11 protein-coding genes are annotated in these 15,535 nt (G+C 74.2%); 5 read left to right on the top strand and 6 right to left on the bottom strand.

Annotated elements, in window-relative coordinates; all coding sequences use genetic code 11:
- Positions 1-5 precede the first annotated feature (5 nt).
- Positions 6-1,589: an amidohydrolase gene (locus tag CP980_RS23615; RefSeq protein ID WP_150529028.1), complete on the bottom strand. Its 1,584-nt coding sequence runs from the start codon at positions 1,587-1,589 to the stop codon at positions 6-8.
- Positions 1,511-3,058, bottom strand: coding sequence for an APC family permease (locus tag CP980_RS23610; protein ID WP_150529027.1), 1,548 nt, complete (start codon positions 3,056-3,058; stop codon positions 1,511-1,513). Before CP980_RS23610 ends, CP980_RS23615 begins: the two co-directional genes overlap by 79 nt.
- 105 nt (positions 3,059-3,163) lie before the next feature.
- On the opposite strand from CP980_RS23610, the gene CP980_RS23605 reads away from it, so the two are divergent.
- On the top strand, positions 3,164-3,769 hold the full coding sequence (locus CP980_RS23605; protein ID WP_132755742.1) for a TetR/AcrR family transcriptional regulator: 606 nt from the start codon (positions 3,164-3,166) through the stop codon (positions 3,767-3,769).
- An 81-nt stretch (positions 3,770-3,850) separates the two neighbouring features.
- Here CP980_RS23605 and CP980_RS36400 read toward each other — a convergent pair whose 3' ends face one another.
- Entirely contained in the window at positions 3,851-5,038 is a 1,188-nt protein-coding gene (locus CP980_RS36400) for a hypothetical protein (RefSeq protein ID WP_150529026.1), read from the bottom strand.
- 199 nt (positions 5,039-5,237) lie between these two features.
- Here CP980_RS36400 and CP980_RS23595 point away from each other — a divergent pair, with 199 nt between their 5' ends.
- On the top strand, positions 5,238-5,654 hold the full coding sequence (locus CP980_RS23595; RefSeq protein ID WP_150529025.1) for a hypothetical protein: 417 nt from the start codon (positions 5,238-5,240) through the stop codon (positions 5,652-5,654).
- Positions 5,655-6,041: 387 nt separating this feature from the next.
- On the opposite strand, the gene CP980_RS23590 is transcribed toward CP980_RS23595, so the two are convergent.
- From CP980_RS23590 to CP980_RS23580, 3 genes are all read right to left on the bottom strand, one after another.
- Positions 6,042-6,254 carry a hypothetical protein gene (locus CP980_RS23590; RefSeq protein ID WP_099892894.1) on the bottom strand — a complete coding sequence of 71 codons (213 nt, stop codon included), beginning with the start codon at positions 6,252-6,254 and terminating at the stop codon, positions 6,042-6,044.
- Between the two features lie 186 nt (positions 6,255-6,440).
- Positions 6,441-6,863: a hypothetical protein gene (locus tag CP980_RS23585; RefSeq protein WP_132755736.1), complete on the bottom strand. Its 423-nt coding sequence runs from the start codon at positions 6,861-6,863 to the stop codon at positions 6,441-6,443.
- Between the two features lie 475 nt (positions 6,864-7,338).
- Positions 7,339-10,326, bottom strand: a complete 2,988-nt coding sequence (locus CP980_RS23580) for a bifunctional [glutamine synthetase] adenylyltransferase/[glutamine synthetase]-adenylyl-L-tyrosine phosphorylase (protein WP_150529024.1) — start codon at positions 10,324-10,326, stop codon at positions 7,339-7,341.
- 193 nt (positions 10,327-10,519) lie between these two features.
- Between CP980_RS23580 and CP980_RS23575 the strand changes: the two genes are divergently transcribed.
- From CP980_RS23575 to CP980_RS23565, 3 genes are all read left to right on the top strand, one after another.
- Positions 10,520-12,802, top strand: coding sequence for a PIG-L family deacetylase (locus tag CP980_RS23575; protein WP_229907214.1), 2,283 nt, complete (start codon positions 10,520-10,522; stop codon positions 12,800-12,802).
- Between the two features lie 236 nt (positions 12,803-13,038).
- Positions 13,039-15,135, top strand: a complete 2,097-nt coding sequence (locus CP980_RS23570) for a PIG-L family deacetylase (protein WP_150529023.1) — start codon at positions 13,039-13,041, stop codon at positions 15,133-15,135.
- A gap of 114 nt (positions 15,136-15,249) precedes the next feature.
- Complete coding sequence (locus CP980_RS23565) at positions 15,250-15,477, top strand: hypothetical protein (protein WP_132755730.1); 228 nt, start codon at positions 15,250-15,252, stop codon at positions 15,475-15,477.
- The last annotated feature ends 58 nt before the right edge of the window (positions 15,478-15,535 follow it).

The following is a 15,535-nucleotide window of genomic DNA, read 5'->3' as shown; positions in this document are numbered from 1 at the left end:
CGTCGTCACGCCTCCTCGCGGTACGTGATCCGGCCGCCCGACATCGTGAGCCGGATCGGGGCCTGTGCCAGCTCGTCCGGGGCGGTCTCCACGGGGTCGAGCGCGAAGGCCGTCAGGTCCGCCCGGAAGCCGGCCGCGATCCGGCCCGCCACCCGCTGCTCCCCCGCCGCGATCGCCGCGTGCGAGGTCATGCCCTCCAGGGCCATCAGCCCGGTCAGGGCGGGTCCGGCGACGGCCGCGCCCAGGGGGCTGCGGGCGACGGCCAGGACCCGGCGGGCGTCGTGGTGGGCGATCGGCCAGTCGGAGCCCAGGGCCAGCACGGCCCCCGCCTCGCGCAGGTCCCGGCAGCGCCAGGCCCTCCCCGCCCGGTCCGCGCCCAGCCGCTTCGACCACTCGTCGCTGTGGTCGGCCCGGGTGTACGCGGTGTGCGGCGGCTGCATCGAGGCGATCACGCCGAGCTCCGCGAACCGCTTCAGCTGGTCGTCCGGGACGGTCTCGATGTGCTCGATCCGGTGCCGCATCCGGGCGCGGGCGCCCAGCGAGGCCACCGTGTCCAGGACGTGGCGGACGGCCGCGTCGCCGATGGCGTGCGTCGCGGTGCGCACCCCGGCCGCGTCGAGGGTCCGTACGGCCGCCGAGTAGGCCTCGGGATCGGGCCAGAAGGCCTCCGTGCCCCGGCCGTGGCAGTCGGCGTGCTCCAGCCAGGCGGTGCCGCCCTCGACGGTGCCGTCCATGAAGAACTTGACCCCGCCGACCTGCCAGTGGCGGCCGCGCAGCCCCTGGAGTTCGATCAGCTCCGCCAGGTCCCCGGGGGTGGCGCCCGGCATGCACCAGGGCGCCAGGTTCAGCCGCAGCGGCAGGTCGCCGTCGTACTCGACGCCCGCGAGCAGGGCCGGTACGTCGCCGTCGCCGAGGTCCATCACATGGGCCCCGGTGAGGCCGGTGGCGGCCATCTCGCCGAGCAGGGCGGTGAGCCGGGCGCGCCGCTCGGCGGCCGAGGGCTTGGGGGCGAGGGCGCCGACCAGGGCCATCGCGGCGTGCTCGACGAGGTGCCCGGTGGGGCGGCCGTCCGGATCGCAGACGATCTCCGAGCGCTGGTCGAACGTACGCGGGCCGGTGATGCCCGCGGCGTCCAGGGCCGCGCCGGAGGCGAGGGCCGAGTGGCCGTCGTACAGGCGCAGGAAGGCGGGGGCGCCGGCCAGGGCCTCCTCGATCAGGGCCTTGTCGACGGGGCGTCCGCCGAAGGCGTTGTGGTCGAGGCCGTGGCCGAGGACCCAGCCTCCGAGGCGGGGCGCGGTGCGCAGGGCGGTCCGCAGCTGGTCGAGGTCGCGGACGGCCGAGAGGTCGGCGCCGGTGGCCATCTCGATGCCCCAGACGGGGTGGCTGTGGGCGTCGGCCAGGCCGGGGGTGAGGGTGGCGCCGCCGAGGTCGAGCACCTCGGTGGCGGGGCCGCGCCAGTCGCGTACGTCGGCCTCGTCGCCGACGGCGAGGATCTCGCCGCCGAGGACGGCTACCGCGCGGGCCTCGGGGCGGGCCGGGTCGAGGGTACGGACGCGGGCTCCGGTGAGGACGGTGTCGGCAGCGGGCACGGCTGTTCTCCTTCGGGTACGTCGGTCGCGGGCTCGGCGGCGAAGCGGGCGTAGGTCTCGGGGCGGCGGGTCTCCAGGCGGTGCGCGAGGCCGAGCCCGGCCAGGAACACGGCGGGGACGAGGGCGACGAGGACGGTGTTGACGGTGGTGGAGGCCATGGTGAACAGGCCCACCTTGGAGACGACGAGGCAGATCGCGACGGCCAGCAGCAGGGCGGCGGCGATCGGCGCGACCACGGTCCGCCAGGGGCCCTCGGTGTGCGCGGTGCGCCGGAAGTAGACGGGTACGGCGATCGCGGCGAGGAGCATCAGCGCCATGAGCCCGATCATGCCCGGCGTGTTCACCCAGAGCAGCAGCTGCTGGTACGGATCGGCCCCGGCGAGCGCGAAGGCGAGGACGATCACTGCGCCGAGGGCGGTCTGGACGAGCCCGGCGAAGTACGGGGAGCGGTGGCGCGGGTGGACCCGGCCGAGGGCGGCGGGCAGTACGCCCTCCTCGGCGAGGGCGAGCGCGTAGCGGTTGATGGCGTTGTGGAAGGCGAGGAGGGAGGCGATGACGCTGGTGACGATGAACAGGTGCATGAGGTCGGCCGCCCAGGGGCCGACGTACGTGGTGATCGCGGCGAAGAAGAGGCCGCCGGGGTCCTCGGCGGCGGCCGCCACGACCTCCTCCGCTCCGAAGGCCTGGATGACGGTCCAGACGATGAAGGCGTAGAAGAGGCCGAGGAAGGCGACGGCGATGTAGGTGGCGCGCGGGATGGTCCGGTCGGGGTCACGGGCCTCGCGCCGGTAGATGACGGTGGACTCGAAGCCGGTGAACGCGGCGAAGGCGAAGGCCAGGACGGCGGCGGTGCCGGGGACGAGGACCGCGCCGGGGGCGAAGGAGCCGGCCGAGAGTCCGTGGGCGCCGCCCTTCAGGAGGACGCCTCCCGCGAGCAGGACGAGTATCCCGGTCTCGGCGACGAGCAGGACGCCGAGCACCTTGGCTCCGAAGTCGATGGAGCGGAAGCCGCCGTACCAGATGAGGGCGAGGCCGGCGAGGGAGACGGGCAGCCAGGGGACGTCGAGGCCGGCGAGGGCGTGGGCGGTGTCGGCGGTGGTGGTGCCGAGCAGGCCGTAGACGCCGATCTCCATGCCGTTGTAGCCGACGAGGGCGAGCAGGGCGGCGCCGATGCCGACGCGCTTGCCGAGGCCGCGGGCGACGTACGCGTAGAAGGCGCCGCCGCTGCTGCGGACGTGGCGGCTCATGGTGGTGAACCCGACGGCGAAGACGGCGAGGGTGAGGCCCGCGAGGAGGTACCCGGCGGGGGCGCCGATGCCGCCGAGCAGGATCGCCACGGGGGCGACGCCGGCCATGACGGTGAGCGGGGCGGCGGCGGAGACGACGAAGAAGGAGATGTCGGCGGTGCCGAGCGCCGCGCGGCGCAGGGCGGGTGGTCTGTCGGTCGGCGGTTCCGGTGTTGCGGGCATGCGGGGGTACACCCTTCGGGGAGACCAAAACCTAAAGGCTTTAGGTTCGCGGCAATGTAGCCTCCGGTTTTGGCGTACGGGAAGACCTCACGGCGGGAGAAACCGATGGCACGGCCGCGCACCCCCCTCCTCGACCGGGAGCGGATCGCCGCGACCGCCCTGCAACTGGTCGCGGAGCAGGGCGAGTTCAGCGTCCCGCAGATCGCGCGGGCGCTGGGCGTGCAGACCGGGTCGGTGTACCACCACGTGGACGGCCGGGCGGGGGTGGTGGAGCTGGTGCGGGAGCTCGTATGCGATCGGATCGCCGGCGAAACGCTGGACCTGGAGCCGTGGGACCGGGCCCTGGAGGCCTGGGCGCGCTCGTACCGGGCCGCCTTCGCCGCCTCGCCGCGGGCCATCCCGCTGCTGATGACCACGCCGGTGCGGGCCCCCCGGGTGCTGGCCCAGTACGAGCGGGCGGTCGGCATGCTGCTGGCGGCGGGGTTCACCCGTGACCGGGTCATGCCGCTGTTGACGGCGCTGGAGAACCTGGTGCTCGGCTCGGCCCTGGACCTGGCCGCCCCCGAGGCCATGTGGGAGCCCTCCCCCGAGACCCCGCTGCTCGCGGACGCCCTGGCGGCCGTAGGCCCGGGCCGCGCGGACGCCGCCTTCGACCTGGGCCTGGCCGCGTTCCTGACGTACGCCCGCTCCCTGCTGGGGGGTACGGCCTGAGGGCTGCGGCGCGAGGCCGGCGGGGGTGGGTGCCGCCTGCGCGGCGTACGCCCGCACCCTGCGGGGCGCGTACGGGAGCGGTCAGCGGGTGCGCGCTCCGCGCGGGCCCAGCCATCGCACCAGCACCCCGCGCCGGAGCCCGGGCGAGGGCGCCGGCGCGGGCATCGGGGCCGCCGCCGGGCCGCCGTCCGCGCTCGCGCCGATCCGCGCCAACGCCTCGGTGAGGGTGCGGACGTAGGCCTCGTCGGCGAGGATCCGCACGCTGTCGTAGGGGTGGCTGAGACGTTCCTCCGCCGCCAGGATCCGGCGCAGCAGGGGCGCCGCCGCTGCGGCCGGGGCGCCGATCTCGCCGAGGTGGCGCACCGCTTCCCGCCTCGGCAGGGCCGGCAGGCCCGTCCACTCGGGGTCCACCTCCGCCAGCAGCACCGGCACGGCGGGTTCCGGGTCCCCGGTGATCCGCCAGTACGCGTGGGCCGCGGCGACGCGGGTCCATGCCCCGGGCGATTCCACCAGGGCGCGCACGGTGTCCGCGTGGGCGGCGGCCAGCGGCCCCAGATCGGCCAGGAAGGGCAGCCCGTGGCTCGCGCTGCCGGAACCCACGGCCGCGCCGCACACGGCGAGGGCCAGCGCGGGATCCCCGGTGGCCCTCCAGTGCGCCCAGGCGGCCAGCCGCGGGTGGTGACGCCGGGCCTGCGGGGCGCGGCCGGTGGCGAAGCCGGCCAGCCGGTCGGCGGCGCCGGCCGCGGCCGGGCCCGTCCGGCCCAGGACGCGCAGCGCGTCGTAGGCGTACGGGCCGTCCAGGTACGGGAGCACCTCGGGCAGGGCGGGCGCGGAGGCCGGGCCCCACTGCGCGAGGAGTTCGAGGACGGAGGTGCTCGCGTGGTACTTCGGCGGGTCCTGGCGCAGCACCGCCCGCATCGCCGGGAGGAGCTCCGCGGCGGGCAGCGCGGCCAGGACGCGGACGTGCATGCGGTGGGTCGGGAAGTGGCCGTCCCTCGCGAGGCGCCGCAGCGCGGGCAGCGCCCGGAGGTCGCCCAGCCCGGCCAGGGCGCAGGCGAGTTCGTCCCCCCGGCCGCGCCGCTCGTCGAGGGCCCTGGCGATCCGGTCGGCGTGCGCGGAGACGGCGGGCCCGGCCTGGGCCAGCGCCCTGGCGGCGTCCCAGCTGTGGCGCGTCTCCTCGCAGGCGGCCGTGACGACGGCGTCCCAGCACTCGGGACCCGGCCGCCGGTACCGGACCACGGCCTTGACGGCCGAACCCGCGGTCCTCACGCGGCGCCGCAGGAGGGGCCCGCGGCCGGCGGCCTGATGCGCATGTCTCCCCCGGTGGCTTCTCGACGGACGTCGGCGGATCACGAGGCGTCAGAGCCTTCCCCGGATCTTGCCACAGCGCGTGGCCGAGTGGCGGGGCCCTGCCCACGGGAGTGAACTGGAAGGGGAGGTACGTGAAAAGACGTGACGGAGGAGAGTCATGCGTCGCTCACACCTGCTCGCGCTGACGGGCCTCGCGCTCTCGGCGTCGCTCACCCTCGGACCGGTCGCCCTGGCGGCGCAGCCCTCGTCCGGCCAGGTCTCCATCGCACCGGCCGCGACCCTCTGCAGACTGGACGGCACGGTCTGGGACTACTCCACGGGGCATGTCTCCACGGACCAGAAGGCCCGTGCCTCCTGCGAGGGGCTGAGGCAGGGCGAAGCCCGCGGGGCGGACGACGGCCGGCAGTGCCGCCCGAAGAACTACCCGCTGTGGGTGCCCAACCCCAACGAGGTGACGAGCGCCAAGCAGCGCAGCTTCAAGATCGGGTACGACAGGGCCTACCAGCGCGAATGGAACAACGCCAACTGCCAGAACCGCCCGCAGCCCGAGCCTTACTACCCGCCCGTGCACTGACCTCGCGCGCCTCGTCGGTTGAGCATGGGCGGGATCGGTCTGGCCACGCACATCAAGTCCCTCCCGGCCGGCGCAACGGCTACCTGGCCCGTTACCACGAGCGGCTCCCCACCGGCCGGATCGTGACCTGCACGGTCTCGTACAACAACCCGCCCGCGATGGCGGCAGCGGCTCGCGAACGCCGCGCCGAGCCCACCGGGGCCGAGCCGAAGCCGACTCCTCGCCCACCGCCTGCGGGGAGCTGCTCCCGCCCCGGCTGCCGGACTCCGGTGCGGCGCGCCCCGTGGCGCCCGACCGCGAGGTCGATCCCCTCCGAACGTGCGACGGCTGCGACCGCGCCTTCCGCTCCCCTGCCCCCGGACGCGCGGGCGGCGTAACACCTGGCATTCAGTGCGCGCCGAGCCAGACGGCTGCAAGGGCGGCGGCGAGGCCGAGGTGGGAGACGGCGAGCAGCCCCCATTCCACCGGGGCCATGCGCCATCGACTACGTGCCAAGAGCTGCCACTCGTACACCGTCGCGCCGAGGGCGAGGACCAGCAACGGCGCCCACAGCAGGGCCCACCAGGACCAGGAGTCGGCAAAGCGGAGAACCGCGCACACCGCGCCGAAGAGGAGAGCAGTCGGAAACCATCCGGGTTTGCGCTGTTCTTCGGCGGTACGCGGTGGAACTGAGGGAGTGTCCACGTCTTGTGTCCTCTCGGGTTCACGCAGGCAGGGCTGCGGGGCGTGCCGCAACCATGGCTGCGACACGCCCCCTTTCGATCAGAGCTCAGTGCTCAGTGCTCATCAGTGGAAGAGCTGCCAGATCGTGAGCAGGTCACCGCCCAGGCCGGCGGCAGTCAGAGGAGCCTTCCAATACCAGGCCAGGCCGTCGTACCAGGCCTTGAATTCGCTGTACGTGCCGGCGACGGCCTTGGCGAAGCCGGGGATCTTCTTGAACAGCTTGACGATGCCGTCGAACTTGCCTGCGGCAGCGCTCTCGCCGTTCGCCACCTCGACCAGCTCGGCACGTTCGGCCGCGCTGTATTCGATGGGGGAGTTCAGCAGTGCGGTGGCCATCGATCGGACCACCTGCTGCTGCTCCTGCGTTGCCGCGGTGACGGTCGGGGCAGCCGGTGCGGTGCTCGCCTGCGCCGCAGTACCGCCGAGGCCCAGGGCCAGTGCCGCAAGTATGGCGACGCCCCCGATGCGCATGGTGTTGCGATTCACGTAGTCTTCCCTTTGCGTCATGCACAAAGGGGTGCGGAGATCAGGTGCCTGTTCGTGGAGCCGTCGGCTTGGACACTTTCGGCCCGAACCGGCCCTGGCTCCGCTCCCCCGTGCGAATTGCCATGTGTGCGCAGCTGGTTGGACTGGTCAGGTTCAACCGGTGCACATTCACGAACGTAATACAGCTACCCGATCTTGCCCAAGGACTTCCCGGCGCGATGCGGAGCACCAGCCGCATTTCGGTCATCCGTTCTGCTTCCGGAAGTGCTTTCTCCAGTGCCTCGGCAGCGCCCCCGGCTGCGACGATCCTCTGGGAGTGCACGCCGCTCACAACTCGCGAATGGATCGACAGAAGGCTCGAATCGCATGAGCGTCGGCGTGTCCGCCGTTGGCAGGAACGAATTTTGCTCGCGCAGTCCCGATCCCGTGACGACTCACGGACCGCTCCTGCCGGAACGGCCCGGGCCCGGACGGACTACGCCCCGTAGAACAGGTCGTCGACGACGGCGCGGGCGCGGCGGGTGATGCGGCGGTAGTCGTCGAGCAGTTCGCCGACCGTGCCCTCCGCGTAGCCGAGGTAGCGGCCGACCGCCCCCAGTTCGCGGGCCTCCGAGGGGAAGGTGTCCCCGGCGCGGCCGCGGACCAGCATCACGGCGTTGCGGACACGGGTGGCCAGTACCCAGGCCTCGTCCAGGATCTGCGCCTCCTCGGTCGGGATCAGCCCGGCCGCGTGCGCGGCGGCCAGGGCCTCGCGGGTCCGGGTGGTGCGCAGGCCCGGTTCCGACCAGGCGTGCTGCATCTGGATCAGCTGGACGGTCCACTCGACGTCGCTGAGGCCGCCGCGGCCCAGCTTGGTGTGGAGCGTGGGGTCGGCGCCGCGCGGGAGGCGTTCGGACTCCATCCGCGCCTTCAGGCGGCGGATCTCGCGTACGGCGTCCTCGCCGAGGCCCTCCACCGGGTAGCGCAGCGGGTCGATCAGCTCGATGAAGCGGGCGCCGAGCTCCATGTCGCCCGCGACCGGTTCGGCGCGCAGCAGGGCCTGGCTCTCCCAGGTCAGGGACCAGCGCCGGTAGTAGGCGGCGTACGAGGACAGCGTACGGACCAGGGGGCCGGAGCGGCCTTCCGGGCGCAGGTCGGCGTCGATGAGCAGCGGCGGGTCGGCGGTGGGGAGTTGGAGCAGCCTGCGCATTTCGGCGATGACGGTCTGGGCGGCCTTGGCGGCCTCCTGTTCGTCGACGCCCTCGCGGGGTTCGTGGACGAACAGGACGTCGGCGTCGGATCCGTAGGCCAGTTCGTGGCCGCCGAAGCGGCCGACGCCGATGATCGCGAAGCGGGTGGGCAGGGTTTCGCCCCAGTGGTGGCGGACGGCGGCGCGCAGGGCTCCGGCGACGGTCGCCGCGGTGAGGTCGGAGACGGCGCCGCCGACGCGGTCCACGAGGGCTCCGGCGTCCTCCTCGGCCGGGCGCTCCTCCGTACCGTACGAGCGGATGATGTCGGCTGCGGCCGTACGGAACAGCTCGCGGCGGCGGACCCCGCGGGCGGCCGCGACGCCGGCCTCGGCGCTGTCGGCGCGGCCGACGGCGGCGAGCACCTCCTGCTCCAGCGCCTCGTGCGTACGGGGGGCGAGCCCGCCCGGGTCGCCGAGCAGGGCGACGGCCTCGGGGGCGCGCATCAGCAGGTCGGGGGCGAGCCGGCCGGCGGACAGCACGCGGGCCAGGTTCTCGGCGGCGGCGCCCTCGTCGCGCAGGAGCCGCAGGTACCAGGGGGTCTTGCCCAGGGCGTCGGAGACCTTGCGGAAGTTCAGCAGGCCGGCGTCCGGGTCGGCGGAGTCGGCGAACCAGCCGAGCATGACCGGGAGCAGGGTGCGCTGGATGGCGGCCTTGCGGGTGACGCCGGAGGCGAGGGCTTCGAGGTGGCGCAGGGCCGAGGCGGGGTCGGCGTAGCCGAGGGCTTCGAGGCGCTGGCCGGCGGCGCGGGGGGAGAGCCGGGCCTCGCCGGGGGCGAGCTGGGCGACGGCGTCGAGCAGCGGCCGGTAGAAGAGCTTCTCGTGCAGGCGCCGGACCACGGAGGCGTGGCGGCGCCAGGCCTTGTTGAGTTCGGCGACGGGTTCGGTGCGCAGCCCCAGCGAGCGGCCCAGGCGGCGCAGGTCGGCCTCGTCCTCGGGGACGAGGTGGGTGCGGCGCAGCCGGTACAGCTGGATGCGGTGCTCCATGGCGCGCAGGAAGCGGTACGCGTCGTTCAGCTGGGCGGCGTCGGTGCGGCCCACGTATCCGCCGGCGGCGAGGGCGTGCAGGGCGTCGAGGGTGGAGCCGGAGTGCAGGCCGGCGTCGCTGCGGCCGTGGACGAGCTGGAGGAGCTGGACGGCGAACTCGACGTCGCGCAGGCCGCCGGGACCGAGCTTGAGCTCGCGGTCGACCTGGGCCGCGGGGATGTTGTCGACGACGCGGCGGCGCATCTTCTGGACGTCGGCGACGAAGTTCTCGCGTTCGGCGGCGTGCCAGACCAACGGCGTTATGGCGTCGATGTACTGGGCTCCCAGGTCCGCGTCGCCGGCGACGGCGCGGGCCTTGAGGAGGGCCTGGAACTCCCAGGTCTTGGCCCAGCGCTGGTAGTAGGCGAGGTGGGAGGCGAGGGTGCGGACGAGGGGGCCGTTGCGGCCCTCGGGGCGCAGGTTGGCGTCGACGGGCCAGATGGTGCCCTCGATGGTGGTCTCGGAGCAGATCCGCATGAGGTGGGAGGCGAGGCGGGTGGCGGCCTGGATGCCCTTGCCCTCGTCGGTGCCGGGGGCGGTCTCCCCGACGAAGATGACGTCGACGTCGGAGACGTAATTGAGCTCGTTGCCCCCGCACTTGCCCATGGCGATGACGGCGAGCCGGCAGGCGGCGGCGTCGTCCGGGGCGGCGGCGGACGCGATCCGCAGGGCTGCGCGCAGGGTGGCGGTGGCGAGGTCGGCGAGCTCGGCGGCGGTCTGGGCCACGTCGATGGTGCCGCAGACGTCGCGGGCGGCGATGGAGAGCAGGCAGCGGCGGTAGGCGACGCGCAGGGCGACGGGGTCGTGGGCCTGGGCGAGTCCCTGCTCGAACTCGGCGAGCCCCGGGTGCAGGTCGGCGGCCTCGTAGGTGACGAGCGCGTGCCAGTCGCGGGGGTGCCGGGCGAGGTGGTCGCCGAGCGCCTCGGAGGCGCCGAGCACGCCGAGGAGGCGGTCGCGCAGCGGCTTGGCGCTGACGAGGGTGTCCAGGAGCGCGGGCCGCTCGTCCGCGCTCTGCGCCTCGGCGAGCCGGACGAGCCCGAGGAGGGCCAGGTCGGGATCGGCGGTGGCCCCGAGGGCGTCGAGGAGCACCGGATCGGTGCGTACGGAGGCCAGCGCGTCGGAGTCGAGCAGCCGGGCGGCGGCCGAGGGGTCGGTGAAGCCGCTGCGCAGCAGCCTCATGAAGGTACTGCTCCTGCGTCCCGGGACTGTCATCCCGCCGCCTCCCGCGTACGTCGCCTTCGCCGCCACTGGCCGTGCGGGCCCCGAGCGTGCCTGAGTGGAGCCTAGCCGGAGCAGGCGTTCGACCACCGGCCCGACCGGGCACGTACCATGATCCCTATTATCGGATTATCTGTATAAATACGGACGCTTTTCCTCCGCTCCGCGCCACCGCAAAAGGACCTCCATGCCCGAACGACCCCCCTTCCAGGGCCACACTCCCTGGCCGGGCGGACCGGGCGGGAGCCCCTTCGACGACCCGGCCCCGGCGCCCGGCGGCCCGGCCCCGACCCCGGCCCCGGCGCCCGGCGGCCCGGCCCCGGCGGCCGCACGCGGCGGCCGGCGTGCCGCGCGGCGGGCACGGGCCGCCGAGGCCGCGGGCCACCGGAGCGCACGCGCACGGAGCCGGATCGTCAAGGCGGTCTGCGCCGTTGCCGCCGTCGCGGCGGGCTGCATGCTCCTGCTCCGCGGCGGCGAGGCCCTCGCCGGCATCGGCGGCGACCGGCGCGGTCCCGCCCCGGCCACCGCCGTCGACGCGCCCGACCCCGGCCGGGTGCTCCAGATCGTCGCCCACCCCGACGACGACCTGTACTTCATGAACCCCGACCTGCGGTACTCCATAGCCGCCGGCCACCCCGTCACCACCGTCTACCTCACCGCCGGCGAGGCGGACGGCGTCAACGCCACCGAAGGCAAACAGAGCACCACCGCGCCCAACAAGCCCGCCTACGCCGAAGCCCGCCAGAACGGCATCCGCGCCGCCTACGCCAAGATGGCCACCGGCGACCGCACCAGCGCCTGGAAGCGCACGGCCGTCCCCACCAAGGGCGGCGGCCACGCCGAGGTCGACGTCCTCGTCGCCAAGCCCGAGGTCAACCTCGTCTGGCTGCAGCTGCGCGAGGCCGGCACCGTCTACGACAGCGCCCCCGACAGCCTGCACGGCCTGTGGGACGGCAAGATACCGGCGCTCGGCGCCCAGCTCGCCTCCGGCAGCCCGGTCAAGCAGCGCTTCTCGTACTCCAAGGACCAGGTCGTCCGCACCCTCGTCGGCGTCCTGGAGCAGTACGGGCCGACCACCGTCCGCGCCCAGGACCCCACCCCCGGCCGGTTCCCCGACACCAAGAAGTACACCGACCACCAGGACCACTTCTACGGCGCCCGCTTCGTGCAGGCCGCCCTCGCCGCGTACGCGAAGGACGTCGACGCCAAGGACCGCCCGCACTTCGCGGTGCAGAACTACGTCGGCTACTTCAACGGCTCCCTGCCCAGCGCCCTGGACCCCGACGAGGCCAAGGAGAAGCTGGACATCCTGGACACGTACGCCTGGCTCGACAAGCAGAACCACTGCGGCAGCGACGCCGGCTGCGGCGACCTCAAGGTCGCCGACCACCCCGCCGGCAACGGCTGGACCTCCACCGTCAACTACGCCCGCGGCACCGGCACCTCCTGGCTGACCTCCGACAAGGACCACGGCCTGTGGGCCTTCAAGGTGCTCGACGGCCAGGTCGCCCTCTGGCACCGCTCCGGCCCCATCGGCGCCTGGAGCGGTCCGCGCCTGCTGCCCGGCACCGGCATGGACCCGGGCGTGGCCACCGTCACCCTCCCGGACGGGAGGATCGCCGCCTTCGGCACCCGTACGTCCTTCGGCGCGCGGCCCGCGGAGTACCGGCGCGAGGTCGTGTACACCGTCCAGAAGGCCCCCGGCACGGAGGAGTTCGGGGACTGGCAGTCGCTCGGCACGCCCGAGACCGCCGATGAGAACTGGACCTCCGACATCAGCGCCCCCGCCGTCGCGGTCGACGGCACGGGGCAGTTGGCGGCGTACGTCCGCGACGGCGCGGGCTCCCTGCGCGGCCGGGTGCAGCTCGCGAACGGCGGCTGGGGGCCGTGGGCCTCGTACGGCGGCTCCGGCCTGCACGGCACCCCGGTCACCGCCACCGACGGCGCCGGGCGGCGCATGGTGTTCGCGGCGACCACCAAGTCGGTGGTGGGCTGGACGCAGCCCAAGCCCGGCGCCCCGCTCGGGCCGGCCACCCCCACGGGGCTGCCGGACACGACGCTGCCGCTGACCGCGCAGGGGCGCGAGGGCGGGGTGCGGCTGTGGTTCCGCAAGCCCGGCTCGGGCAATGTCCGTACCGCCCTGGTCACGGGCGACGGCGGGCTGAAGGTCAACCACCTCACCGACCTCGGCGGGCTCCAGGGCTTCGGCTCGGTGACGGCGAGCGGGCACGTGCTGGCCGGCCGCTCGGCCGGCGGGCTGCTGGGCTCGGGCCTCGGGGAGGGGCGGCCGTGGGAGCGCTCGCCGCTGATGTTCGTCGGGGCGCCGTCGTCCACGGCGACCGGCAGGAACCTGGTCAGCCTGGCGGTGGTGGGGCTCGACGCGCGCCTGTACGTGACCTCGTCGGCGGACGACGCGGACGCGCACCTCGCGCCGTGGGTGCCGGTGGGCCCGCGCAACGCCGCTCGCTGAGCGGCTCGCTGAGCGAGCGGCGTTGCGCGGGCCGCTGAGCGCGTCCACATCCCGGGCACGTGCACGGATCCGAAAAGCACACGGCACAATCACATCCGGTCGTTTCCGGAAAGCAGGAGTCATCGAGCACATCGGTGAACCAAGTCCCCCGATTTGGCCTCTCACTGACTGAGCTGCTTGAGCCGAACTGACTGAACTGCCGTTCTTCCCGCCCGGAACGACCCAAGGCGTGACCGATGCCGATTGCCCGTCGCCGCTTCCTCCTCGCTGCCCTCCTTCCCGTCCTCACCGTCGGCGCCACGGGCGTGCTCGCCGTCGCGACCGGCCAGCAGACGTCCGCCGAGGCCACCGACACCCAGGAGCGGAACGCGGACGCCGCGGTCGTCGCGAGCACCACCTCCGGATCGGTCGTCCAGGTCGTCGCCCACCCCGACGACGACCTGTTCTTCATGAACCCGGACCTCAGCCGCTCGCTGACCGCCGGCCTCCAGCTCACCACCGTCTACCTGACCTCCGGCGAGGCCGACGGCCGCAACGAGGCCAACGGGTCCGGCCTCAAGGACCCGGAGCAGCCCGCCGACCGCGCCCACTACGCGGAGGCCCGGCAGAACGGCATCCGCAGCGCCTACGCCCAGATGGCCACCGGCGACCGCACCAGCGCCTGGAAGCGCACGGCCATACCCACCGCGGGCGGCGGCCGGGCCGAGCTCGACGTCCTCATAGCCCGGCCGCAGGTCAACCTGGTCTGGCTGCAGATGCGCGAGGCCCGCAACCCCACCGCCGAGAACCCGGACAGCCTGCGCGGCCTGTGGAACGGCAAGATACCGGCGCTCGGCGCCCAGTTGACCTCCGGCAGCCCCGTCAAGCAGCAGTACTCGTACACCAAGGACCAGGTGGTCCAGTCGATAGCCGGGCTGCTCGCGCTGTACAAGCCGACGACGATACGGATGCAGGACCCGACCCCGGGCCGGTACCACGACACCGGCAAGTACACCGACCACCAGGACCACATGTACGGCGCGCGCTTCGTGCAGGCCGCCACCGCCGCGTACGCCGCCCAGGTCACCGACCGGCCGCGGTTCTCGGTGCAGAACTACCTCGGCTACCACAACGGGACCCTGCCGCACGCGCTGGACCCGGATACGGCCGAGACGAAGATAGGCTTCCTCAAGACGTACGCCTGGCTCGACCACCAGGACTACTGCGGCAGCCCCTCGGGTTGCGGGGACCGCAAGGTGGCGAGCAGTCCCACCGGCCGCAACTGGGCCCAGTCGCTGCGCTACGCCCGCGCCGACACCACCTCCTGGCTGGCGCCGGGGACCGGCGGCCGGCTCTACGCCTTCGCCGCCCTGGACGGGCAGATGGCCCTCTGGACGCGGCCGGGCGCGAACGGTGCGGCGCCCGCGGCCTGGACCGGCCCGACCCTCCTCCCCGGCACCGGGATCGACCCGGGCGCGAGCACGGCCCGGTTCCCGGACGGCCGCGTCGCGGTCCTCGCCACCCGTACCGCGCTCGGTCCGGCGCCGGCGGACTACCGGCGCGAGATCGTGTACGCCGTCCAGACCGCGCCCGACGGCCCGTTCGGGCCCTGGCAGTCGCTCGGCACCCCCGAGGGCGCCGACGAGGAGGGCACCTCCGCGATCAGCGCGCCCGCGGCGGCCGTCACCGCCGACGGCCGGCTGACCGTCTACGTCCGCGACTCCCGCCGCACCCTGCGCGCCCGCGAACAGCAACCGGACGGCGTGTTCGGGCCCTGGCAGCGCCTGGGCGGCGAGGACCTGCAGAGCGACCCGGTGACGGCGGTCGACGCGTCGGGGCGCCGTCAGGTGTACGCCACCACCACCAAGTCGGTCCTGGCCTGGGCCCAGCCCGCCCCGGGCGCCCCCCTCCAGGGGCCGTTCCCGACGGGCCTGCCGGCCACCACGGTCCCGCTGTCGGCGGCTCCGGAGGGCGCGGGCGTCCGCCTCTACTTCCGGCGCCCCGACTCGGGGGTCGTCCGTACGGCCCTGGTCACGGCGGGCTCCGACAAGCCGCAGGTCTCCAGCGTCGCGGAGGCCGGCGGCCGGGCGGGCTACGGCGCGGTCGGCGTCGCGGGCCGCCTCCTGTCGGGCCGCGCGGACACGGGCACGGTGGGCACGACGGGACTGGGCGGCCCGCCGGCGTGGACGGAGTCGCAGATGCTGTACGCGGGCGCCCCGGCCGGCGTCCTCGAACCGGCGGGCTCCACGACGACGGCGGTCCTCGGCCTCGACGCGGAACTCCACATCACGACGACCCTGCCCACCACCCCCACCCCCCGCACCCCGTGGCACAGGGCGGTCCCCCCGAAGTGACGGGGCGCCCCGCCGACGGACGACTGCGCCCTTCGGCGACTGCATCCTTCGGCCTACCGCGTCCTCGGCCGCACGGTGGACGATCTTGCGGCGCCCCCGCGAGAGGGTTGACCCGTGCGAACAACCATCGGATACACCCTCGAAAGCATCGGCTACGTCGTAGGAGCCCAGGGGCTGGTCAGCTTCGCTTCGCAGACCTTCTTCGGCACGGAGTGGGGCTGGCTGCACAAGGTCGTCGACCTCCCCTCGGCCGCCTACCTCGGCATAGCCGTCGCAGGCCTGGCGCTCGTCGTCACGGGCGTGAAGACGCGAAAGACCCCCGGCCCCCACCCGACCGCCTGACCGCCGGGACGACTCCGGGCCGGTGGTCGTCGACCACCGGCCCGGCGCGTTCTGCCCG

Source organism: Streptomyces vinaceus, from assembly GCF_008704935.1.
Lineage (GTDB): Bacteria > Actinomycetota > Actinomycetes > Streptomycetales > Streptomycetaceae > Streptomyces > Streptomyces vinaceus.
The sequence above is the reverse complement of the archived record's forward strand: the minus strand, read 5'-3'. Positions and strand labels throughout refer to the sequence as shown.